The sequence below is a fragment of the Roseovarius sp. M141 genome, assembly GCF_024355225.1.
In the GTDB taxonomy this organism is placed as follows: Bacteria; Pseudomonadota; Alphaproteobacteria; order Rhodobacterales; family Rhodobacteraceae; genus Roseovarius.
Genome location: NZ_VCNH01000008.1, coordinates 1858988 through 1881212, shown reverse-complemented (window position 1 = coordinate 1881212; position 22225 = coordinate 1858988). Strand labels below are relative to the sequence as shown.

Genomic DNA, 22225 nt, shown 5'->3' with positions numbered 1-22225 from the left:
CTCGACACTGCTGCACAGGCAACTAAAGTGGCCACCAATCCGGGCGCACTTGAGACAGGAGCCATCCATGCACTACGGCGAAACGCGACCCGAGATACTGAAACATAACCCGTTCAAGGCAATCATCGCGCCGCGCCCCATCGGCTGGATCGGAACGCTGGATCCGGGTGGGCAGGCCAATCTGGCACCCTATTCTTTCTTCAACGGGATCGGGTCAAACCCGGACATGGTCATGTTTTCCAGCGAAGGCGCGAAACATTCCGCCACCTATGCGCGCGAGCGGGGTGAATTCACCTTTTCTCTGGCGACCGAGGCATTGGCCCAGCAGATGAACATCACCTCCGCGCCCGAGCCATCGGGCGTGATTGAATTCGATCTGGCCGGGCTGGAGCAAGGCGCGCCCATTGTCATCCAGACCCCTTTCGTTGCCGCCAGCCCCGCCGCGCTGGAATGTGTCACCTTGGACGTGCGCCAGCTCAGCGACCGGCACGGCACCCTGCTGGAGCGGTTTTTGGTGATCGGCGAGGTCGTGCGAACGCATATCCGCGACGAATTCATCACGGATGGCCGCTTTGACACGGTGGCGGCGCGGCCCATCGCGCGCATGGGATATGCCGATTACGCAACCGTCACCGAAGCGTGGCAGATGGGCCGGCCAAAGCGCTAGGCACCAGCCGCGCCGCCAGCGACAGATCGGCGCGAAAATCAGTGGTGGCACGCTCTCGCGCCTGCGGGTCCGGCAGTCGCAGCAGGTACGACGGATGCACCGTGATCAGCACCTCATGGCCCAGGGCACCCTTCTCGACCGTGCCGCGCCGGGCGGTGATCCGCGCTCCGGACCCCGTCAGCGCCAGCGCCGCCGTGGCCCCCATGGCGACAATCAGGGTCGGTTTGGCGAGCGTAATCTCCGCCTCCAGCCACCATTTGCAATGGTCCACCTCGCCCGCATCTGGGCGCTGGTGGATGCGCCTACGCCCGCGCGGTATGTGCTTGAAATGTTTGACGGCGTTGGTGACATAGGCCGCCTCGCGGTTCAGCCCGGCCTCTGCCGCCACCTTATCGAACAACTGCCCGGCAGGCCCGACAAAGGGGCGCCCTGCCAGATCCTCGTGGTCGCCGGGCTGCTCGCCCACCACCATCAGCGCCGCGCGCTCCGGTCCTTCGCCGCAGACGGCCTGGGTCGCGTTGCAATGCAAGGGGCAGCGGGTGCAGGCGCGAATGGCGGCCTCCAGCCCCTCGCCGGTATCAGTCCACGCCGAGACATGCAGCGCGAGCCCCGCCTGCGCAGCGGCGGCGCGCAGGGGCGGCAAGGTCGGCGCGGCGGCGGCCATGGCGCGGGCGCGCGCCGGAGCGTCCGCGATCAGACCCGGAATCGCCGCCGCCTCCGGCAGGTTTTTCCAGTATTTGCGCGGCATCTCGGATCTCATCGCGTTCACCTTCAGCCGCGCGGGATTGAAGATGTTGCGGAAATAGGTCAGCCACAACTCCTCACTCGCGTCCTCGGGCAGCTGCGGCGCCGCCTGCCCCGGCTCCAGCCGGACCTTGCCCTGCTCATAGATCGCCGTCACGTCCGGGGTGACGATGCGCCAGTCCATGTCGGCAAAGCGGTCTCGAAAAAAGCCGGAATTCATCTCCAGCGTGTAATGCGTCGGCTCGAACCACGCGGCAAAACTGCGCCGGGGCGCATCCGGCGCGCCGATCTCGCGAAAGCGGACGAAAGCGCGCATCTTGTGACGGCAGCGATGCACCGCCTTTTCCATCTGGCGTAGTTTTGCCAGATCAGGATCGGCGCGATCCGACATCAGATGCGGCGCCCCCCGCAGCCGCCACAACAGCGCATAGAGCCGCGCGAACCGCTGCGGATCGGTGTGAAAGACCACCGTACTTGCCAGCCCGATGAAACTGCGCGGCACGATCACGGCGCCGGTGCCCACAGGCACTGCTGCATCCGCTGCGAACAGATCAGGCGCGCCGCCCTGCCCCTCGGCGTTCCACAACACATCGCCCGGCGCCACCCCTGCCGCCAGCAACCCGCGCGCGGCAACGCGCCATGCATCTGCCGCGCCGATCAGCGGCACTGTCACCCGGTGCATCAAAACAGGCTCATCTGCTCGGGCGGCGGCGCGAAACGCGCGCGCAGATGGGCGCTGTCGGTCAGACTGCCGGGCGTCCAGCCGCCCGCAATCACGAACGCGCCCGCCTTTTTCATCGACGCCCCCATGCGCGTGATATCCTCGTAACGCAAATGACGGTGGCGGCGCGTGGTCAGGATCCGGCTTACGGTCCTTACGCCAAATCCGGGAACGCGCAGCAGCAAATCACGGCTGGCGCGATTTACATCCAGCGGAAATAGGCCGCGATGCTGAAGCGCCCAAGCCAGCTTCGGATCGATATCGAGGGCCAGATTGCCGTCCGGCGTGACCGACGTAATCTCGTCCACGTCAAAGCCATAGAACCGCAGCAGCCAGTCCGCCTGATACAGGCGATGTTCGCGCTGCAAGGGCGGGCTGATCAACGGCAGCTTGGCCGAGGCATCGGGAATGGGCGAGAAAGCCGAATAATAGACGCGGCGCAGGCCATAGCTGGAATAGAGCCGCGTCGATTGCCCCAGAACGGTCGCATCGGTGGACGCATCCGCGCCGATGATCACTTGAGTTGATTGCCCGGCGGGGGCGAATTTCGGCGGGCGCTTGCCTGTGTGGCTGCGGTCCTTGGACGCCTCGCGGCGCTGGCGCACATCGGCCATGGCGCGGCGGATCTGGCCGGGGTTCTTTTCCGGCGCATAGGTGCCCAGCGCGGCATCGGTCGGAAGCTCTACGTTGATAGACAGGCGGTCCGACAGCAGCCCTGCCTCCGCGATCAACTCCGGCGCAGCGTCGGGGATGGTTTTCAAGTGGATATAGCCTTTGAAATTCTCCTCTTGCCGTAGCTTGCGGGCGATCTGCACCATGTCCGACATCGTCGCATCGGGCGAGCGGATGACGCCGGAGGACAGGAACAGCCCTTCGATGTAGTTGCGGCGATAGAATTCGATGGTCAGCTTAACGACCTCATCGACGGAAAACCGCGCGCGCGGCACGTTGGAGGACACCCGGTTGATGCAATAGCTACAATCGTAGATGCAGAAGTTCGTCATCAGGATTTTCAGCAAGCTGATGCAGCGGCCATCTGGGGCGTAGGAATGGCAGATCCCGCTGCCGGTGTTGGAGCCGAGGCCACCGCCGCGCGCATTGCGCTTGGTGCCGCCCGACGACGCGCAGGAGGCGTCGTATTTGGCGGCATCGCTGAGAATCGCAAGCTTCTGATCGAGGGTCTGGCGGGTCATATGTTCTTTATATGTTCCCACTCTCGCTCTCGCAAGAGGCGGCACATGTGCAGGGCGAAAGACCGCACGCAAACGAAAAAGAGCGGACCGATCGGCCCGCTCTCTTCCTCAACTCTCAATCGTCAGAGTTTACGCAGTCCGCGCTGCGGCGATCGATTCTTCCAGAATATCCAGCCCCTCGGCGAGGATATCGTCCTGAATGGTGATCGGCGCGAGGAAGCGAATGACGTTGCCGTAGATACCGCAGGTCAGCAGAATCAGGCCCCGCTTGAGCGCCTCCATACGGATGCGGTTGGTCATGTCGGCGTTCGGCGCGCTGCCGTCCGCCGTGTTGAACTCGGCCGCGATCATAAACCCGGGACCACGCACATCAACCATTTCGGGCGTATTGGCGCGGATCGATTCGAGCCTCTGCTTGAGCCGCGAGCCGAGCTCGTTCGCACGGTTGCACAGGTCTTCTTCTTCGATCACGTCCAGCACGGCGTTCGATGCCGCGATGCCCAGAGGATTACCGCCATAGGTGCCGCCCAGACCGCCGGGTTGCGCGGCGTCCATGATATCGGCGCGGCCCGTCAACGCCGCCAGCGGCAGACCGCCGGCCAAACCCTTGGCCATGGTCGTGATATCCGCAGCGATACCGTAGCCTTCCATCGCAAACAGATGCCCGGTGCGGGCAAAGCCGGTCTGCACTTCGTCCGCGATCATCACGATGCCGTGATCGTCGCACAGCTTGCGCAGATCGCGCATCAGTTCGGCAGGCGCGGGGTAAAAACCGCCCTCGCCCTGAACGGGCTCGATGATAATGGCCGCGACGCGCTCGGGATCCAGGTCAGACTTGAACAGCATGCGCAGCGAAGCCATCGCGTCCTCGGTCGAAATGCCATGCAGATCGATCGGGAACGGGATGTGATAGACGTCGGGCATCATCGCGCCGAAGCCCTTTTTGTAGGGGGCGACCTTGCCGGTCAGGGACATACCCATGAAAGTCCGGCCATGGAATGCGCCGCCAAAGGCGATGACAGCAGAACGACCGGTGTGGATGCGCGCGACCTTGATCGCGTTCTCGACAGCCTCGGCGCCGGTGGTGACGAACACGGTCTTTTTCGCGAAATCGCCCGGCACCTTTTCGTTCAGGCGCTCGGCCAGACGGATGTAATTCTCATACGGCAGCACCTGATGGCAGGTATGCGTGAATTTGCCGATCTGGTCGGACACGGCCTGCATCACCTTGGGGTGGCAATGGCCAGTGTTGACGACGGCGATGCCCGCGGCAAAGTCGATATAACGGTTGCCTTCGACGTCCCACACTTCGGAGTTTTTGGCATGGTCGGCATAGACTTGGGTCATCATCCCCACGCCCTGCGAAATTGCGCCTGTGCGACGTTCTGCGATCTCGGCGTTCAACATGACGCATCCTTTCGAGAAAACTGAAGAAAAATTTATGGCGGGCACGCCGCCACTGGCTTCGGGCCTCCTGTACGCCGTTTTGCACCCTATCAAAAGTCGGTTTATTGATTCCTGCAAGTCATTGATTTAAATAGGTCTGAAATCACGTCGTTCAATGGAGTGAACATGCCCAACGGACCCGACGAACTGGATCTGGGCGTCCGCCTGCGCGCGGTGCGCGCCAAGGTAGGTGTGTCGCAGCGCGCCCTGGCCAAGCGGACGGGCGTGCCCAACTCCACCATATCGCTGATCGAGGCAGGTAAGGTGAACCCGTCCGTGGCCGCGCTCAAGCGGATACTGGAAGGCATTCCCATGTCCTTGTCGCAATTTTTCGATTTTCAGCCCGAGGCTGAGCGCAAGGTTTTCTATGCCACCGAAGAACTGACTGAAATCGGCAAGAACGGCGTGTCGCTGCGCCAGATCGGCACCACGCTATTTGGCCGGGCGATGATGATTCTCAGCGAGACCTACGAGATTGGCGCCGACACGGGCCGCACCATGCTGGACCACGACGCAGAAGAAGGCGGCATCGTGGTCAGCGGCCGGGTCGAGGTGACGGTCGGCGATCAGCGCAAGGTTCTTGGACCGGGTGATGCCTACTACTTCGACAGCCGGATTCAGCACAGGTTCAGGCAGGTCGGGCCAGAGCCGTGCCGCATCATCAGCGCCTGCACCCCGCCTACGTTTTGAGGCGGGGAAGCGCGCGACAGCCCGCACGCGCCTAAGCCGCGCAAATGAAAAAGCGGACCCGAAGGCCCGCTTTTCCAGCACTCTATTTTTCGTTCGATACTCAGAACGGATCGTCGATCCGTACCATCACCGTCACCGTCCCGCGCACGGGCGTGCCAAATTGCAGGCGGATCTGGTTGCTGTCGGGCCCCTGCTTGGCCTCGTAATAGGGTGCTACATGGACCACGTTGCCGGCAGCATTCCGTAGCGGCCCCGCCGGCACGATGGACGTAACCGTCTGCGCAAAGGCCCCGAACGGCAGCCTGGCGCCCGGCTGAATCGTCCACGTCGCCGCGGGTGATCCTTGTTCATACTCCAGCAGCAGGGGGCTGGAGATTGGATTGTAGACATTGCCAAAGGTATTGTCACTGAAAGCAATGTTCTTGATCCGGTTGTAGTCCAGATCGGCAAAGCTGGTATCGATCCGCTCAATCCGGTCGATGGGATCGTCGATGATGCGGAATGAGTTGCCGCTGACATTCACGCCGTTCAGGAAGTGGCCCGTACCGTGCGGCTTGACCACGAGGAAGGTAAACCAGGGCGCCACATTGCCCGCCAGAAACACGTTGTCGACCAGATTGAGGGCACTGAACGAAAACTCGCTGGAGAAGCCTGGCGCGCTGTCATGCTCATTGCTCCATTCGATGAAACAATTGTCGACATAGTTCGAATTGATCGTCGTGCGGCAGTTGGTCCGCGTCAGGATCAGCCCGGCACTGCGCGTTCCATCATTCGAATTGTCGCCCTGAAACCAGTGGTTGCCCGACACGATATTACTGGACCCCGCCAGCAGGGCAAAATGCCGGAACCGCACGATGCGATTGTCGCGCAGCTTGACGTCGTTGGCGTTGGCGTTCAACGCGATCGAAACCCGGTCCGCCACATTCAGCGACCCCTCATTGGACAGGAACTGGCAGCGATCCACAATCATGCCTTGATCGCCGAGTGCCGGGCTGGATATCCCGCGATCTTTCGGCGAGGTGAAGAAACAGTCGCGAAAATGAAACCCCGTCCCGGCCCGCGGCAACATCACACAGCTGCATTCCCCCCCAGCCTGGAATTCAACGTTGGATATGGAAAACTTGCTAAGTTTGTCAAACGCGCTGAAATCCAACATGTATTTGAACCGGCGGAAGGTAAAAACCTGCGTCCCTGCCGCATCATACAGTTGCTGGCTCAGCCGGATTTCCTGCGCGGCAATGTCGACCCCGCTGACATACACCTCGCGGCCCACGCCATTTCCTTCGACGACGGCGCCGACGGGGATGTTCGCCACGTTGGTCACATTGGTCAGGGTCAGGCTGTCATTGGGAGAATAGGTGGCCTGCGACGTGAATACCTCGGTATCCCAGGCAGGCCGGTCCCGCGCGTAGAACTGTCCGTTCTTGATCAGGCGGCGTTGCGAATAGCTGGTCTTGTCCGGCACGGCGGCGCCCATGTCGATCGGTCCGTTCAGCGATATGATGCGTCCCTGCATATCCAGTGAATCGTGGCCTGAATTGTTCAGAAGCGCCTGAAACGCCTTGCGAAACGCTTCCTCCTCGTCGCCGAAAGCGTCGATATAGGCGGGCAGGTTAAAGTTCTTCGTCAGGGTGAAGATATGCTGCGTTGCCATGCTCACATTGCCGTCAAAACGCACCGTGGATTGCATCGTCACGCTGTCGCCCATGCGGTAGGTGCCATGTGGCACCAGCACATCGCGCCCATCCGCAGCGGCGTCGGCGGCCTCGAATGCGGGCGCGTCGTCGTGCACACCGTCACCGATGGCGCCGTAGTCGCGCACATCGACCGCCCCGAGCAGATCGCGCAGGAAAACGCGGGTGATATCCTCGATCTCGATATCATCAATCCGCACGATGCCGCCATTCGCGCCGGTCAGGTCCAGCCCGAAATGCCCATAGCTGGGCTGCGGTCCCCAGACCATATCGACGCCCGTGCGATTGCCTGTGCCAACAATGGCGCTGATCTCGACCACCGTGCCATAGCTTTGCAACGTGGTCTGAGGCCCGAACTGCGCCACGCCGCTGACATTGCCACCGTCGGGCGCACCGGCCCAGCCGGCAATACGGACTGTCGGCAGGTTGCCCGAAATGGCCTTGATGCGGGCGGTGATACGCAGGTAACAGCCCGGCAGGATCGGCGTCTGCCCCATGTAGCGTAGTTTTTGCGTGGCGCTGGCCTTTTGAATTTCCAGCGCACCGCCGAAATCCTGATCGGCGGGCACAAAGGCCGCGTTTACCGCGTTCGCGTAGGTGTCCGATCCGGGCGTGCCATCGCCACTGGACCAAACATTCAGACCGGCCCCGAAGGCGGGCGGCATGAAGAGGATCCCGTCAGTAACTGCCTTGTTCATGTATTTTCCCTTTCGCACCCTGTGCACGGACCCATTGGGACGCGCATTGGAATGTCACATTTAACGCCAGCCCGGGGCACACCCGGATGGACGTGGGAAATACAGAGCCAAGGTTAACCGCCTCTGGCAGCACCGTGACGGTGCCCTGCCGCCAAATCGCGTGTCAGGCAGTGCCCGCAGTGGCCCGGCGGATGGTCACGCCGTTGATCTTCCAGCCAGCATCATCCTGCTGCATCTGGTATTCCAGAATATGCAGTGCGCCCTGCAGGTCGCGCACCAGCACGTCCTGCCACAGCAGCCCGCCGCGTTCCTCCAGCGCCAGGAATTTCAGATCGCCCGGGCGCCAGACCATCGGATAGCCGTTCTTGACCATCGTCTCAAAATTCTGCGCGGTGCCGAACATCCGCTGTATCGTGGGGCTGGCATAGGTAAACGCTGCGTCTAAATCATCCGCCTCGAACGCTTCGATCTGGGCAGATATGACCGCGCGAATAGGCTCCTCCTGCGCGCGTATCGGCGTCCCAAAGGCAACACCGGCCACAACGCAAAGCGCAAAAATGATATGTTTCATTTATATCCCTCCCTGCTGGGAGAGATATCGCGCCGAAGCGTCAAATCAAATCAAACGCCTCAGACCGCCCCGGCCAGTCCCTGCACCTGAGACCACAGCGTGTCTGGCACCTCAACGGTTTTGGCCAGTACACGCCCCTGCCCCGGCATGCGCGCGCCCTCGTTTGCTGCGACGCCCTCGGCCACGCGGGCGAGGCGAGTCGCGAAATGGTCGGACATGCCGGGATCTATCAGCAGATAGAACTGGCCCAGATCATGCGGCGCGCCCTCGGGTGCCTTCAGTGGCGCGACATCCTGACTGGCAAGACTGCCGGTCAGCCCCGCTGCCAGAATCTCGGCCATCAGGCCAAATCCCCAGCCCTTGTAACCCGCCGCACCTGCGCCCAGGCTGACCAGAGATCCGCCCAGCGCCGCCGCTGCATCCGTCGTCGGGTTGCCATCCTTGTCCACGGCCCAGCCTTCGGGAATCGGTTCATTCGCGGCCTTGGCCATCGTGATCTTGCCCAGCGCAACGGTGGTGGTCGATTGGTCGAACTGCATCGCAATGCCGCCCTGCCCGTCCGGCACGGAAAACGCGATGGGGTTGGTGCCGATCACGCGCGTCTTGCCGCCCGGCGGCGCGACGATGGGCGTGGCGTTGGTCAGCCCCAACCCGATCAGCCCGGCACGCGCGATCTGGCCGGTGAAATAGCCCAGAGACGTGCAGGTATGCGCATGGCACACCGCCAGCGAGGCGGTACCGCAGTCCCGCGCCGCCGCCACCGCCTCAGGCAAGGCGCGCTCGAACGCTGCCTGCGCAAAGCCAAACTTTGCATCGACGCGCACCGATCCGGGACGCGGGCGCATGACCTCGGGCACGGCTGTCCCGTTGACACGACCAGACTGCAATTGCTGGCAGTAGCTCTCCAAGTAATACAGCCCGCAAATCCGGTTACCCGTTGCCTCGGCCTGACGGATGGCATCCGCGACGCTTGCGGCGATCCACTCGTCCGCGCCATGGCGCATCAGCGCGGCCTTTGACAGTTTCTCAATCTCGGAAATCTCGATACGCGGCATAGTGGCTGCTCCTTGGCTGGTGGCTGGTTACCCTGTCTTTTGTTCGCGCCTGCGCGCGCCGTCAATCACCCCGGTACGATTAACCCCTGATCCAGTTTTACCACCCGGTCCATCCGCGCCGCCAGTTCCAGGTTGTGGGTTGCGATCAGCGCCGACAGCCCCGTGTCACGTACCAGACCCATCAACGTGGCGAATACCTGATCGGCCGTGCCCGGATCCAGATTGCCCGTCGGCTCGTCCGCCAGCAACAGGCGCGGCTGATTTGCCAGCGCACGGCAGAACGCGACGCGCTGCTGCTCGCCCCCCGACATGGCCGACGGGCGATGCCCGGCGCGCGGACCGACACCTACGTGATCCAGCAATTCCTGCGCGCGCGCCTCGGCCTCCTTGCGTGGGGTGCCGTCTGCCAGCTGCGGCAGCGCGACATTCTCCAGCGCTGTAAACTCCGGCAGCAGGTGGTGGAACTGATACACGAACCCGACATCGCGCCGCCGCGCGATGGTGCGCCGCCGATCGCCCAGCGCCGTCATCACCGTGCCGCCAATCGCCACCTCGCCTGCGTTCGCAGTATCCAACAGCCCGGCGATATGCAGCAAGGTCGACTTGCCCGCGCCCGACGGCGCAACCAGCGCGACGATCTCGCCTCGCGCGATCTCCAGATCCGCGCCGCGTAGCACGGCGATCTCGGATTCCTTACCGCGGTTATAGATCTTCTTGATCCCCTTGAGGCTCAGCACAGCATCACTCATAGCGCAGCGCCTCCACCGGGTTCATCCGCGCGGCGCGGCGCGCGGGAAAGATCGTGACGATGAATGACAGCGACAACGACAGCGTCACCGCCGACATGACATCGCCAAATTGCAGCTTGGCAGGCAGGTAATAGATGCCGCGCACCGACGGATCCCAGATCTCGCCGCCCATCGCCCAATTCACAAACCCGAATAGCGGGTCGATATAGATGGCAAAAAGGCACCCCAGTATGACGCCCATGGCCGTGCCGATGATCCCGGTAAACGCCCCGCAGATAAAGAAGACGCGCAGAACCGACCCCTCGGTCAGGCCCATGGTGCGCAGGATGCCGATGTCGCGTCCCTTGTTCTTCACCAGCATGATCAGGCCGCTGGTGATATTCATCGCCGCAATCAGCACGAGGATCGACAGGATGATGAACATCACGTTATCCTCGACCTCCAACGCGCGCAGGAAGCCCCCGCTTTGATCCTGCCACGTCCATAGCAGCGCGCGATCCCCCGCCGCCTGCATCAATGGGATTGCCAGATCGCCGACATGCTCGGGGTCGGTCACCATCACCTCCAGTTCATCAGCCTTACCTTCGCGGTTAAAGAACCCCTGCGCCTCATCGAACGGCATATATACCCGCGTACGATCAATATCATAGCGCCCGGCGCTAAAGATATAGGCCACCTCATAGGCATTGACGCGCGGCGTCGTGCCGAAGGCCGTCTTGACCCCGCCGGGCGAGATGATCTTGATCCTGTCGCCCACAGCCACGCCCAGTTCACGCGCCACGCCCGAGCCGATGGCGATGCCCGTCCCGAACCGCTCGATATCGCCCTGCCCGGTGTTAGGATCGGCGATGCGCGGGATACCCTTGAGGTCGTCCAGCGTGATGCCGAACACCTCGACACCTGCATTACGATCGCGCGCGTTGGCCATGACCTGACCCTTGATCAGCGGGGCCACACGGGTCACGCCCGGCACCTCGCGCACGCGCGACGCCATCGCCTGATAATCCGCGATCATCCGGTCGACCCGACCGGTTTCGCCGTCGACGTCGCCCGCGTTATAGACGGTTACATGCGCGTTCGAGCCGAGGATCGTATCGACGAATTCCGCGCGGAACCCGGACCTTACGGCCAGTGTCGCGATCAGGGCCAGCACGGCCAAAGTGATCCCGATCAGCGAAATCCACGTCATCACGCTGACGCCGCCCTCGGCGCGTTTGGCGCGCAGATAGCGCCAGGCGATCATCCATTCAAACGGGGCGAAGGGGGCGGATTTGCCTGCCACGTGCACTCACTCCTGATAAGTTGGGCGCAACTTGCGCCGGGGGCCCAGCGCCGTCAAGCAGACCGGGCACGGCGCCGCCGAAACGGCAGTTTCAGCAGCGCCAGTGCGGCGGCCATAATGCCCAGACCGCCCAGAAATCCGGCCCCGGCGAACACCCCGCCCTCAAAATTCAGCGGCAGCGCCGGTTTGAATTCCGCCCATGCCGCGCTCGCAATCTCGCCGTCACCCAAACTGCGGGCACGGTAGGCGCGGGTGAATGGCCCGGCGCGGCGCAGCGCGGCCAGATCGGCAGACAGATGCTCGAACCGCACGATCACGCCCGCCATCGTCTCGGCCCGTTGAACACCCATCGCGCCGCCCTGTCCCAGATCGGCCAGCGCAGCGTTGCGCGTCAGCCCGATCTCGGCGGCGTCCGCGTCGAACTCGGCCACAAAGCGGCGCAGCTCGTCCACCGCTCCGCCCAGGCGCTGCACATATTGCTGCGAAAACTCGGGGAACTGCGACAATCCCGCAGCCCCCGCAAGGCCCCCCGCCAACATCAGCGCGCGGCCCAGCATCCCCTAGCCGACCAGCGTGCCGCGATGAGGTGCATAGATCTGCGCGAGGCGCTTGATCGCGTCCTCGGGCGGCATTTCCTCACTCTCGCCGGTGCGGCGGCTGGTCAGTTCGACCACACCGTTTTTCAGACCGCGCGGGCCGACGGTGATCCGCCACGGCAGGCCGATCAGATCCATCGTGGCAAACTTGCCGCCTGCCCGTTCGTCGCGGTCGTCATAGAGCGGGTCAAGGCCCAGCGCCGTGATCCCGGCATACAATGCCTCGCAGGCCGCGTCCGCCTCGGCGTCGCCCTGTTTCAGGTTGACGATCCCGGCATGAAATGGCGTCACGCCCTCGGGCCAGATTATGCCATTGTCGTCATGGCTGGCCTCGATGATCGCGCCGACCAAACGGCTGACGCCGATGCCGTGGCTGCCCATGTGGACCGGAACAGGCTTGCCATCCGGGCCTTGAACGGTGGCGCCCATCGCCTCGGAATACTTGGTGCCGAAGTAGAATATCTGCCCCACTTCGATGCCGCGCGCTGTGCGGCGCCGATCCTCGGGGATTTTGGCAAACAGCGCCTCGTCATGGGTTTCGTCCGTACGGGCATAGCGCGAGGTGAATTCGTCCAGCACCGCACGGCAGGCGTCGTGCGAATCATAGTCGACGTCGCGATCGCCGAATTTCAGCTCGGTGATCTCGGAATCATAGAACACTTCGCTTTCGCCGGTTTCGGCCAGCACCAGAAACTCATGCGTGTCATCACCGCCGATGGGGCCGGAATCCGCGCGCATCGGGATCGCCTGAAGGCCCATCCGCTCGTAGGTGCGCAGATAGCTGACCAGATGCCGGTTATAGGAATGCAGCGCATCCTCGCGATTCAGATCAAAGTTGTAGCCGTCCTTCATGTAAAACTCGCGGCCCCGCATCACGCCAAAGCGCGGGCGCATCTCGTCTCGGAATTTCCACTGGATATGATACAGCGTCAGCGGAAGGTCCTTGTAGCTGCCCACATGAGCGCGGAAAATGTCGGTGATCATCTCCTCGTTCGTCGGACCATAGAGCAGATCGCGCCCCTGCCGGTCCTTGATGCGCAGCATTTCCTCGCCGTAATCATCAAAACGGCCGCTCTCGCGCCACAGGTCCGCCGATTGCAGCGTCGGCATCAGCATCGGGATATGCCCCACGCGCATCTGTTCTTCATGGACGATATTTTCCAGCTTGCGCAACACCTTGAAGCCCAGGGGAAGCCACGAATAGATCCCGGCGCCCGCCTGCTTGATCATGCCTGCACGCAGCATCAGGCGGTGGGACACGATCTGCGCCTCGGCGGGCGTCTCTTTCAGGACGGGCAGAAAATAGCGGGACAGGCGCATGGCGATCCTCTCGGGGGTCAGGGGCATTTTGCCCCCCGTTTATGGCTTTGCGCACGTCCGGGCAAGCGCGGCATGCCCCCTCGCGCAGTAAACCCGCACTTGAAAGCGCGCGGCGCTTCCTTCAAGTGTAGCTGACACACCGAAAGGATGCCTTGGCCTTGCCCATCGGGACGCAGATGAAATACTGGGGGATCGCTGCGGCGGTCTTTTTGGGCGTGCTATGGCTGCTGGGTGACGTGATCCTGCCGTTTATCGTCGGTGCGGCTATCGCCTATTTTCTGGACCCCTTCGCCGACCGCCTGCAAAAGATCGGCCTCAACCGCGCATTGTCTGTCGGGGTGATCGCGGTCCTGACACTCATCATCTTTGTCGTCATGGCGCTACTGGTTATTCCGACGCTTGCGTCGCAGGCCACCGCGCTGGTGGACACAGCGCCCGAGTTGTCGCGCAAGTTGCAGACTTTCGTGACCGAACGTTTCCCAGAGGTTGCCGATGAAAACAGCGCCCTGCGCCAATCGCTGACCGCCGTGGGCGAGTCGATTCAGGAACGCGGCGGCGAGTTGCTGGAAACGGTGCTGTCCTCGGTATCCTCCTTGATCAACGTGCTGGTGCTGTTCGTGATCGTGCCCGTTGTCGCGGTCTACCTGCTGTATGACTGGGACCGCATGGTCGCGCGGATCGACGACCTGCTGCCGCGTGAACACGCGCCGACGATCCGCTATCTGGCCCGCGAGATCGACAAGACGATGTCGGGGTTCATCCGCGGCATGGGCACTGTCTGCCTGATCCTTGGCACGTATTATGCAGTGGCGCTGATGCTGGCGGGGCTGCAATTTGGCCTTGTTGTCGGGTTTGCGGCGGGTCTGCTGACCTTTATCCCCTATGTCGGCGCCCTTGTCGGCGGTGTGCTGGCCATTGGTCTGGCCCTGTTCCAGTTCTGGGGCGATTGGCTGGCCATTGGAATAATCGCCGGCATCTTTGCGCTGGGTCAGGTGATCGAGGGCAACATCCTGACACCTCGCCTGGTCGGCGGGTCAGTGGGACTGCACCCCGTTTGGCTGATCTTCGCGCTGTCGGTGTTCGGCGCACTGTTTGGGTTTGTCGGCATGCTGGTCGCCGTACCCGTTGCGGCCGCCATCGGCGTGATCACCCGCTTTGCGACAGGGCAATACAAAAACAGCCAGCTGTATCGCGGATCACCGGACCAAGACGCATAGCCATGTCCATGTCCAGCAAGCGGCCCCCAAAGCAGCCCCGGCAGCTGAGCCTTAATCTGCAGACGATGCCCGCCGTCGGGCGGAACGATTTTTACGTGTCCTCGGCCAACGCCACCGCCGTTGCACTGATCGATAGCTGGCAGAACTGGCCCGCACGCAAGCTGGTGCTGAACGGCCCTGCCGGATCGGGCAAGACGCATCTGGCCCATGTCTGGCGGGATCTCAGCGGCGCCCGGATCATTCAAGCCCGCGATCTGCCGGGGGCCGACATTCCAACGCTCGCCGCCGGGCATGTCGCTCTCGAGGCCGCCGATACCATCGCAGGCGAGCGCGAGATCGAAGAGGCGCTGTTTCACCTGCACAACCTTGCACTGGCCGAGGGGCATTCCCTGCTGATCACCGCGCGCGCCGCGCCCAACCACTGGCCGCTGGTCCTGCCCGACCTGGCCAGCCGGATGCAGGCGACGCCCACCTGCACCCTGAAGGAGCCAGACGATGACCTGCTGGCCGCCGTCCTGATGAAACAGATGGGCGACCGCCAGATCCTGCCGACCCCCGGCACAATCCCCTTTCTGGTGCGCCACATGCCGCGCGCCTTCGACGATGCCAGCCGTGTCGTCGCCGCACTGGACACGCTGGCGCTGGAGCGGCGCCGCCCCGTCACCCGCGCGCTGGCCGCCGAGGTGCTGGACAAGCTGGGCCTGTGACGCCACACTCATCCGGCGCACCACGACCCGTCATATCCTTGTCACATCAGGCCTTTATCCAACACTCATGAGCCACGCCGATTTTCTGACCTCACCCCTTCCTGCGGCCCAAGAGCTGCCAGATCTCGACCTGACCGGGCCGGGCCGCTTCTATAATCGCGAACTCAGTTGGCTGGGCTTCAACTGGCGCGTGCTGGAAGAGGCGCAGAACCCGCGCGTGCCGCTGCTGGAGCGGCTGCGCTTTCTGTCGATCTCGGCTACCAATCTGGATGAATTCTATAACGTCCGCGTCGCAGGTCTGCGGGAATTGGCCCGTGCGGGCAACACCACCCCCGCCGCCGATGGCCTGACCCCCGCCGAACAACTGGTGCTGATCAACGAGGACGCGCGCAAACTGCTGGGCGCGCAGCAGCAGACCTATCAACATTTGCGCGACGAACTGGGAACGCAGAACATCACCATCATGACCGGCGATGGTCTGGACGATGCCGACCGCGCCTATCTGGCCGATGTCTTTCTGAACAAGGTGTTCCCGGTCCTGTCGCCGCTGGCGATCGATCCGGCGCATCCGTTCCCCTTCATCCCGAACCTTGGCTATTCTCTGGCCCTGAACCTCACCCGTATCCGCGACAAACGTCCACTTCAGGCGCTGTTGCCGATCCCGCAGCAGATCGACCGCTTTGTCGCCCTGCCCGCCGGGGTAGGCGCACATCGCTTCCTGCCGCTTGAGACATTGCTGATCCTGCATCTGCACAGCCTCTTTCCGGGCTACAAATACAAGGGGCACTGCGCCTTTCGCGTACTGCGCGACAGCGATCTGGAGGTCGAGGAAGAGGCCGAAGATCTGGTGCGCGAATTCGAGGTGGCGCTGAAACGCCGCCGCCGCGGCGAGGTGGTGCGCATGAATATCACACGCGACGCGCCCGAGGCACTGCGTAGCCTCGTCATGGACGAGCTTCACGTCACCTCCGACGAGGTGATCGAGGTCGACGGCATGATCGGCCTCGCCGACCTCAAGGAGTTGGTGCTGGACGCGCGCCCGGACCTTCTATGGCCCAGCTTCGCGCCCCGCGTGCCGGAACGCGTGCAGGACTTCGAAGGCGACATGTTCGCCGCGATCCGCCAAAAGGACATGCTGCTGCACCACCCGTACGAGACCTTCGATATGGTCGTGCGGTTCCTAAAACAGGCGGCGAACGACCCCGATGTGGTGGCGATCAAGCAGACGCTCTACCGCACCTCCAACCAATCCCCCATCGTCGAGGCCCTGTGCGAGGCTGCCGAGAACGGCAAATCCGTCACCGCGCTGGTCGAACTGAAGGCCCGCTTTGACGAGGCCGCCAACATCCGCCAGTCCCGTCGGCTGGAGCGCGCGGGCGCGCATGTGGTCTATGGCTTTCTTGATCTGAAAACCCATGCCAAGATCAGCATCGTCGTGCGCCGCGAGGGCGACAATCTGGTCACCTATACCCATTTCGGCACCGGAAATTACCACCCCATAACGGCACGCATCTATACAGACCTTTCGTTTTTCACCTGCGACAGCGTGCTGGGGCGCGATGCAACCAAGGTGTTCAATTACCTGTCGGGCTATGCCCAGCCCGAAATGCTGGAAAACCTCGCCATTTCGCCCATCACCCTCAAGTCAAGCCTGCTGGAGATGATCGCAACCGAGATTGAGCACGCCCAAAATGGCCGCCCCGCCGAAATCTGGGCCAAGATGAACGCGCTGATCGATCCCGGCATCATCGACGCCCTTTATGCCGCCAGCAATGCGGGCGTGCGCATCAGCCTTGTCGTGCGCGGAATCTGCGGGCTGCGACCCGGTATCAAGGGTCTGTCCGAGAACATCCGCGTCAAATCCATCGTCGGGCGGTTTCTGGAACACAGCCGCATCGTCTGCTTTGGGGGCGGCCACGGCTTGCCGCATAAAAAGGCGCGCGTTTTCATTTCCTCCGCCGACTGGATGGGCCGCAACCTGAAACGCCGGGTCGAAACTCTGGTCGAGATCCAGAACCCCACCGTCAAGGCGCAGATCACCAGTCAGGTCATGGCTGCCAACATGGCCGACGTTGCCCAAAGCTGGGTGATGGCGCCCGATGGCAGCTTTGCCCGCGCGTCCCTGCCCGAGGGTGAATTTGCCTTTAGCTGCCACCGGTTCTTCATGGAAAACCCATCGCTGTCGGGCCGCGGATCGGCGGGCGCGGCGGATGTACCGCAGCTGACCCACACCGAGGATTAATGCAGCGCGGCGCGTTGACGGCACTTACCCGTCAGCACATAACAGGATCGGCGCAACAACGGCTGATAGCAAAATGAACGCACCCGATACCGATCGCGGAACTTCCGGCAGCACGGGCAGCAATCCCTTTGGCCGTGCCCTTTTCAACAAACCATCGGCGCGGGCGCTGCGCCGGGTCGGCGTGGTCGATGTCGGATCGAACTCGGTCCGGTTGGTGGTCTTTGACGGCGCGGCGCGCAGCCCGGCCTATTTCTTCAACGAGAAAATCATGTGCGGCCTCGGCGCCGGGATGCTTGAGACGGGGCGCCTGAACCCCGAAGGGCGCGCCCGCGCACTGAACGCGCTGCACCGCTTTGCCCATCTGGCGCGCGCGATGGACACCGGCCCACTGACCTGCGTCGCCACCGCCGCCGTGCGCGACGCCGCCGACGGCGCCGACTTTCAGGCCGAGGTCAAGGCGCTGACCGGCCTTGATCTGTGGGTGATCGACGGGCGCGAAGAGGCGCGGCTGTCTGCCCAGGGCGTGCTGCTGGGCTGGCCCGGCGCCTACGGGTTGGTCTGCGATATCGGCGGGTCGTCGATGGAGCTGGCCGAAATCAACGGTGGCACCGTGGGTCGGCGCGTCACCTCGCAGCTTGGCCCGTTGAAGCTGCGCGATCTCAAAGGCGGTTCCAAGGCACGCCGCACCTATATCCGTAATACCATAGAGTCGATGACGACCGAGCTGGGCGAACAAAAGAACCGCCTGTTCCTGGTCGGCGGCTCATGGCGGGCGATTGCGCGGATCGACATGGAGCGGCGCGGATACCCCCTGAACGTGCTGCACGAATACCGCATGCGCGCCTCATCCGTGCGCGACACGCTGCGCTATATTCACGAGGCGCCGGATCTGACCGCGCTGCGTCAACGCGCAGGCGTCTCGTCTGCCCGGATGGCGCTGGTTCCGCAGGCCGCCGAGGTGCTGCGCGAACTGGTACGCACGTTCAAACCCCACGATATCGCCATCTCCAGCTACGGCATCCGCGAGGGGATGCTGTACGAACAGATGCCCCAGCAATTGCGCGACCGCGACCCCCTGATCGAGGCATGCCGTTTCACCGAAGCCAAGGATGCGCGCGTTCCCGGCTTTGGCAAGATGCTGTATCACTTCATCATGCCGCTGTTCAAACGCGCCCGCCCCGAACGCGTGCGCCTGATCAAGGCCGCGTGCCTTCTGCATGACGTCAACTGGCGTGCGCATCCCGACTATCGCGCCGATATCTGCTTTGACACGGCCACCCGCGCCAACCTGGGCGGGCTGAAACACTCCGAACGGGTTTTTCTGGGTCTTGCACTGCTGCACCGTTACTCCAATTCGCGCAGCGTCACGCGGATCGAAAAGGTCAGCCAGATGATCGACGCGCCGATGCGCCGCGACGCCGAAATTCTGGGCAGGGCGATGCGCTTTGGCGCGATGCTATGGCCTCAGCGCGACGCCGATCCGGGCAAGCTGCATTTCTACCCCAAGAAACGGATCCTCGAATTCAACCTCGCCCCCGAGGCGGCGGCCATGTTTGGCGAGGTCGCGCAGGCGCGATTTACATCCCTCGCCGCATCGCTCGACTCGCAGCCGGTGGTCAAAGGCGCCATAGCGCCCTAGAGCCTGTCCACCTCAGATCTCGATCTCGTCCTGCGGCGGCAGCTCCGGTGCGCTGTCCTCAACCGGTTTACGCCGGATGATGATGTCTCCATTGGGCAATTTTTCCGGCGCCTCATAGACACTCAGATCCTCGACATCCTTCAGGATATCGGCCAGCGCCGGACCCATTTCCTGCGCGAAGTGGCGCAATTGCGGACCCAGCCGATCGGCCATCTCCTTCATGCCTTCCATCGCCGGGCGTGTCTCTTGCATCAACCCCTCAAAGAACAAGCGCGCGCCCTGCTCGATCAGCGAAGGACCATCCTGCGAGGGGGCATCCTCCTCGGCATGAACGGCGGGCGTTGCCAACATCAGGGCTGCGGCGGCGGTGATCAGGATCTGTCTCATGAGGCTCAATATAGCACGAATTTCGCCGAATTTAAGCCTATGCGTCGATATCCAGCGTTACCGGGAAATGGTCCGACGCCGTCAGCAGCGCTCCGCGCAACGCATCGTCGCCGTAACAGGCCGGATCATCGAACGGATGCCAGATCCGCCACGCCGGACCACGCGCCAGCAGATCGGGCGAGACCATGATATAATCCAACAGCGCCTGCAGATACCGCCCCTCATGGCCCAGATAGAACCGCGACGTGCTGTGAACCGCCCCGATCTTTTGCCCCAGCGCACTGCGCGCGTGTGGATCAAACAGGCGCAGCGCCTCGCCCTCGCCCAGTACCACCTCGACCGAAGAGCGGCCAAACAGCCCCTCATATTCATCCAGGCCCGGGCCATCGTTGAGATCGCCCAGCACGATCAGGGGCTCGCCCGCCTCCAGATGCGCCAATATGCGCGCACGCAACCAGACCGCCTGCGCCAGTTGCTTGCGCCGGTTGGCAATGGCGATGCGCATGACATCCGCAGGTGTGTTGGCGCCATGCGGCGCCTTGGATTTCAGATGCACACCGATCAGGCGCAGTACGAAGCCCGAGCGCGTTGTCAGCCGTACCTCCAGCGGCGGCTTGGAAAAACGCACCAGATCCTCGACCGCGTCAATATCCAGATCGATTCGGAATACCCCGTCGAAACGCGGCGCATCACTGCTGCCGCGTTTGCCCGTCGCGTCGCCCTGCGGGTCGTGCACCGCCTGAACGACGTCCGGATCGTAGAGCAGCGCGATCTCCTGCTGGGTATCGTTGGTGAATCCCACCAGTGCACGCCGCGTACGCAGGCCCATCACATCCGCAAATCGCTCCAGTGCGGTCACGGTGCTGCGTCGGGCGCTGTGATCGGGCGCCTCGATGATCATCAGCGCATCCGCGTCCAGCGCGCGCATCACCCCGCCCACCGCCGCCAGTTGATCGCCGCGCGTCACGTTATGGCGCGACGCCCAGCCACCATCATCCAGCAGCGCGCCGTCATCGGCAAACAGGCTGTTGAACCATTCGATATTCCAGGTCGCCAGCCTCATCCGCGATGCGCGGCTTCGACTTGCTCCCACGCGCGGTTGATGTCGATCATCCGCTTTTCCGCAAGGCGCATCGCCTCGACCGGCACACCGCGGGCCATCATGCGGTCGGGATGTGTCTCGCGCACCAGCGCGCGATACCGCTTTCGCACCTCGGCCAGACTGTCATCCGGCGACGCGCCCAACACCTGATAAGGGTCCGGTGCAGCGCCCGGCACAAAACGGCAGCGCATGCGCTGAAACTCACTGGATTTCAGGCCGAAAATCTCGGCCACACGCTCAAGAAAGATGTTCTCGGCCGGGTGATACCGCCCATCGGCCATGGCGATGTGAAACAGCCCCTCCATCAGATCGCACAGCGCGTCAGTGTCATCGCCGAACATCGCCTTGATCCGGGCGGCGTACTCCTCGAATCCGGCCACGTCTTGGCGCGCCAGATTGAACACGCGCGCGGCGCCTGCCTCGTCCTCTTGCGCGATCTGAAACACTTCGCGGAACGCCGCGACCTCGCCGCGCGTGACCTGCCCATCGGCCTTGGCCATCTTCGCGCCCAGCGCGATCACTGCGATGGCGAACGCCACGCTACGCTCGGGCGGGGTGCGCAAGCGGTCGAACACGGCGCTGAGACCCTCGCCATTGGCAAGGGCCGACACGGCCTCGGTTATGCGGGTCCAGAGAGACATGGCGCAACCCTAGAGCGTTTCAGCACCAGTGTCAGCGCGATCCGGCCCAGATTATCACAAAATCCTACGCGCAGTTCTATCCCAGAATGCGCTGCCCCTCGGGCGTGTCGAATTCGGCCCGTAATCCGACCGGTCCCACCTCGAACGCCACCCTGTCTTCAGCCAGTTGTCCCGCCAAACCCGCGCGCAGCGCGTCCGCATGCGGATGGCAGACAATCAACCGCCGCAGCGCGATGCCCGTGGCAGGCAGAGACGCCGCCGGGTGGCGCGCGCAATCCCACTGGATCACCGCGGGGTGGCAGTCGTCAAACGGCAGTTGCCCATTTTCCGGCACCGCCATACGCCATCGCAGATCGCCCCGTTCCAGCGGCACCTGAGCGCCGATGCCCGGCAGCGCGGCCTGCGCGCCCTCCAGATCGTCGGTGCGGCAGATCCAGTTGCCAATGCGCGGCGCGCCACTGAACCGATCCAGATCGAACCAGCGCGCATGGCCAAGCGGCGGCGCGTCCGGGTCGATCGCGATCACCTCCAGATACAGCCCATCCTCCAGCCCCAGCAATCGGTTATGAGTGCCGAAATGCGCATGCTGCCCGCCCGGTCCGGGCGCCACGCCCAAGGCGCGATGCACCCAGTCCGCCCCCTTCTCCAGCGTGGTCGCGGCAACCGCGATATGATCAAGTTCCAACATGTCCCTGTCCCTTTCCGGCCATATCGCAATGCCCATGGCATACCCAGACGCCGCGCTGGTTGCAATTTTTGACAGGCAGCGCGGCGTTAGATCACCCGCGCCGCCACGAATGTCATTTTCCGGCGGGCCTGTGCCGTTTTCCGTCTTGACGGGCACGCGCTGCTGCCATAGCCACG

The 22225-nt window shown here is 63.2% G+C and carries 20 protein-coding genes; 6 read left to right on the top strand and 14 right to left on the bottom strand.

Annotated elements, in window-relative coordinates; all coding sequences use genetic code 11:
• Nucleotides 1-67 precede the first annotated feature (67 nt).
• Entirely contained in the window at nt 68-667 is a 600-nt protein-coding gene (locus FGD77_RS13180; RefSeq protein ID WP_255010370.1) for a flavin reductase family protein, read from the top strand.
• Here FGD77_RS13180 and FGD77_RS13175 read toward each other — a convergent pair.
• The 3 genes from FGD77_RS13175 to FGD77_RS13165 all read right to left on the bottom strand — a co-directional run bounded on the left by FGD77_RS13175 (nt 630) and on the right by FGD77_RS13165 (nt 4732).
• The gene (locus FGD77_RS13175) at nt 630-2093 is read right to left on the bottom strand and encodes a UdgX family uracil-DNA binding protein (RefSeq protein WP_255010368.1); all 1464 of its coding nucleotides are present in this window, start codon (nt 2091-2093) and stop codon (nt 630-632) included. The two genes, FGD77_RS13180 and FGD77_RS13175, sit on opposite strands and share 38 nt — an antisense overlap.
• On the bottom strand, nt 2093-3325 hold the full coding sequence (locus FGD77_RS13170; RefSeq protein WP_255010366.1) for a putative DNA modification/repair radical SAM protein: 1233 nt from the start codon (nt 3323-3325) through the stop codon (nt 2093-2095). Before FGD77_RS13170 ends, FGD77_RS13175 begins: the two co-directional genes overlap by 1 nt.
• Before the next feature lie 129 nt (nt 3326-3454).
• The gene (locus tag FGD77_RS13165) at nt 3455-4732 is read right to left on the bottom strand and encodes a 4-aminobutyrate--2-oxoglutarate transaminase (RefSeq protein WP_255010364.1); all 1278 of its coding nucleotides are present in this window, start codon (nt 4730-4732) and stop codon (nt 3455-3457) included.
• Nucleotides 4733-4897: 165 nt separating this feature from the next.
• On the opposite strand from FGD77_RS13165, the gene FGD77_RS13160 reads away from it, so the two are divergent.
• Nucleotides 4898-5461 (top strand): cupin domain-containing protein, encoded by a 564-nt coding sequence (locus FGD77_RS13160; RefSeq protein WP_255010362.1) that lies wholly within the window; start codon nt 4898-4900, stop codon nt 5459-5461.
• A 100-nt stretch (nt 5462-5561) separates the two neighbouring features.
• On the opposite strand, the gene FGD77_RS13155 is transcribed toward FGD77_RS13160, so the two are convergent.
• From FGD77_RS13155 to proS, 7 genes are all read right to left on the bottom strand, one after another.
• The gene (locus FGD77_RS13155; RefSeq protein ID WP_255010360.1) at nt 5562-7853 is read right to left on the bottom strand and encodes a glycosyl hydrolase family 28-related protein; all 2292 of its coding nucleotides are present in this window, start codon (nt 7851-7853) and stop codon (nt 5562-5564) included.
• A gap of 163 nt (nt 7854-8016) precedes the next feature.
• Nucleotides 8017-8424: a DUF4864 domain-containing protein gene (locus FGD77_RS13150; RefSeq protein WP_255010358.1), complete on the bottom strand. Its 408-nt coding sequence runs from the start codon at nt 8422-8424 to the stop codon at nt 8017-8019.
• 59 nt (nt 8425-8483) lie between these two features.
• Nucleotides 8484-9479: an Ldh family oxidoreductase gene (locus tag FGD77_RS13145; RefSeq protein ID WP_255010356.1), complete on the bottom strand. Its 996-nt coding sequence runs from the start codon at nt 9477-9479 to the stop codon at nt 8484-8486.
• A gap of 65 nt (nt 9480-9544) precedes the next feature.
• The gene (locus FGD77_RS13140) at nt 9545-10228 is read right to left on the bottom strand and encodes an ABC transporter ATP-binding protein (protein ID WP_255010355.1); all 684 of its coding nucleotides are present in this window, start codon (nt 10226-10228) and stop codon (nt 9545-9547) included.
• Nucleotides 10221-11471: a lipoprotein-releasing ABC transporter permease subunit gene (locus tag FGD77_RS13135; RefSeq protein WP_255014212.1), complete on the bottom strand. Its 1251-nt coding sequence runs from the start codon at nt 11469-11471 to the stop codon at nt 10221-10223. The genes FGD77_RS13140 and FGD77_RS13135 overlap by 8 nt, the downstream gene beginning before the upstream one ends.
• Before the next feature lie 92 nt (nt 11472-11563).
• Nucleotides 11564-12067 carry a DUF2937 family protein gene (locus FGD77_RS13130; RefSeq protein ID WP_255010353.1) on the bottom strand — a complete coding sequence of 168 codons (504 nt, stop codon included), beginning with the start codon at nt 12065-12067 and terminating at the stop codon, nt 11564-11566.
• Between the two features lie 3 nt (nt 12068-12070).
• Nucleotides 12071-13426, bottom strand: coding sequence for a proline--tRNA ligase (gene proS, locus FGD77_RS13125; protein ID WP_255014210.1), 1356 nt, complete (start codon nt 13424-13426; stop codon nt 12071-12073).
• A 152-nt stretch (nt 13427-13578) separates the two neighbouring features.
• On the opposite strand from proS, the gene FGD77_RS13120 reads away from it, so the two are divergent.
• From FGD77_RS13120 to FGD77_RS13105, 4 genes are all read left to right on the top strand, one after another.
• Entirely contained in the window at nt 13579-14643 is a 1065-nt protein-coding gene (locus tag FGD77_RS13120) for an AI-2E family transporter (RefSeq protein ID WP_255010351.1), read from the top strand.
• An 8-nt stretch (nt 14644-14651) separates the two neighbouring features.
• Nucleotides 14652-15350: a DnaA/Hda family protein gene (locus FGD77_RS13115; protein WP_255014208.1), complete on the top strand. Its 699-nt coding sequence runs from the start codon at nt 14652-14654 to the stop codon at nt 15348-15350.
• 67 nt (nt 15351-15417) lie between these two features.
• Entirely contained in the window at nt 15418-17592 is a 2175-nt protein-coding gene (locus FGD77_RS13110; RefSeq protein WP_255010348.1) for an RNA degradosome polyphosphate kinase, read from the top strand.
• Between the two features lie 73 nt (nt 17593-17665).
• Nucleotides 17666-19231, top strand: a complete 1566-nt coding sequence (locus tag FGD77_RS13105; RefSeq protein ID WP_255010344.1) for a Ppx/GppA family phosphatase — start codon at nt 17666-17668, stop codon at nt 19229-19231.
• 12 nt (nt 19232-19243) lie between these two features.
• On the opposite strand, the gene FGD77_RS13100 is transcribed toward FGD77_RS13105, so the two are convergent.
• From FGD77_RS13100 to FGD77_RS13085, 4 genes are all read right to left on the bottom strand, one after another.
• Entirely contained in the window at nt 19244-19618 is a 375-nt protein-coding gene (locus tag FGD77_RS13100) for a hypothetical protein (RefSeq protein WP_255010342.1), read from the bottom strand.
• Between the two features lie 37 nt (nt 19619-19655).
• Nucleotides 19656-20681: an endonuclease/exonuclease/phosphatase family protein gene (locus FGD77_RS13095; protein ID WP_255010340.1), complete on the bottom strand. Its 1026-nt coding sequence runs from the start codon at nt 20679-20681 to the stop codon at nt 19656-19658.
• Nucleotides 20678-21361, bottom strand: coding sequence for a molecular chaperone DjiA (locus tag FGD77_RS13090; protein ID WP_255010338.1), 684 nt, complete (start codon nt 21359-21361; stop codon nt 20678-20680). The genes FGD77_RS13095 and FGD77_RS13090 overlap by 4 nt, the downstream gene beginning before the upstream one ends.
• 76 nt (nt 21362-21437) lie before the next feature.
• Nucleotides 21438-22049, bottom strand: coding sequence for a VOC family protein (locus FGD77_RS13085; protein ID WP_255010334.1), 612 nt, complete (start codon nt 22047-22049; stop codon nt 21438-21440).
• Between the last annotated feature and the right edge of the window lie 176 nt (nt 22050-22225).

Coding starts and splice junctions, on each gene's coding strand:
- FGD77_RS13180 (WP_255010370.1), top strand. CDS start 68: ATGCACTACGGCGAAACGCGACCCGAGATACTGAAACATAACCCGTTC.
- FGD77_RS13175 (WP_255010368.1), bottom strand. CDS start 2,093: ATGCACCGGGTGACAGTGCCGCTGATCGGCGCGGCAGATGCATGGCGC.
- FGD77_RS13170 (WP_255010366.1), bottom strand. CDS start 3,325: ATGACCCGCCAGACCCTCGATCAGAAGCTTGCGATTCTCAGCGATGCC.
- FGD77_RS13165 (WP_255010364.1), bottom strand. CDS start 4,732: ATGTTGAACGCCGAGATCGCAGAACGTCGCACAGGCGCAATTTCGCAG.
- FGD77_RS13160 (WP_255010362.1), top strand. CDS start 4,898: ATGCCCAACGGACCCGACGAACTGGATCTGGGCGTCCGCCTGCGCGCG.
- FGD77_RS13155 (WP_255010360.1), bottom strand. CDS start 7,853: ATGAACAAGGCAGTTACTGACGGGATCCTCTTCATGCCGCCCGCCTTC.
- FGD77_RS13150 (WP_255010358.1), bottom strand. CDS start 8,424: ATGAAACATATCATTTTTGCGCTTTGCGTTGTGGCCGGTGTTGCCTTT.
- FGD77_RS13145 (WP_255010356.1), bottom strand. CDS start 9,479: ATGCCGCGTATCGAGATTTCCGAGATTGAGAAACTGTCAAAGGCCGCG.
- FGD77_RS13140 (WP_255010355.1), bottom strand. CDS start 10,228: ATGAGTGATGCTGTGCTGAGCCTCAAGGGGATCAAGAAGATCTATAAC.
- FGD77_RS13135 (WP_255014212.1), bottom strand. CDS start 11,471: ATGATCGCCTGGCGCTATCTGCGCGCCAAACGCGCCGAGGGCGGCGTC.
- FGD77_RS13130 (WP_255010353.1), bottom strand. CDS start 12,067: ATGCTGGGCCGCGCGCTGATGTTGGCGGGGGGCCTTGCGGGGGCTGCG.
- proS (WP_255014210.1), bottom strand. CDS start 13,426: ATGCGCCTGTCCCGCTATTTTCTGCCCGTCCTGAAAGAGACGCCCGCC.
- FGD77_RS13115 (WP_255014208.1), top strand. CDS start 14,652: ATGTCCAGCAAGCGGCCCCCAAAGCAGCCCCGGCAGCTGAGCCTTAAT.
- FGD77_RS13110 (WP_255010348.1), top strand. CDS start 15,418: ATGAGCCACGCCGATTTTCTGACCTCACCCCTTCCTGCGGCCCAAGAG.
- FGD77_RS13105 (WP_255010344.1), top strand. CDS start 17,666: ATGAACGCACCCGATACCGATCGCGGAACTTCCGGCAGCACGGGCAGC.
- FGD77_RS13100 (WP_255010342.1), bottom strand. CDS start 19,618: ATGAGACAGATCCTGATCACCGCCGCCGCAGCCCTGATGTTGGCAACG.
- FGD77_RS13095 (WP_255010340.1), bottom strand. CDS start 20,681: ATGAGGCTGGCGACCTGGAATATCGAATGGTTCAACAGCCTGTTTGCC.
- FGD77_RS13090 (WP_255010338.1), bottom strand. CDS start 21,361: ATGTCTCTCTGGACCCGCATAACCGAGGCCGTGTCGGCCCTTGCCAAT.
- FGD77_RS13085 (WP_255010334.1), bottom strand. CDS start 22,049: ATGTTGGAACTTGATCATATCGCGGTTGCCGCGACCACGCTGGAGAAG.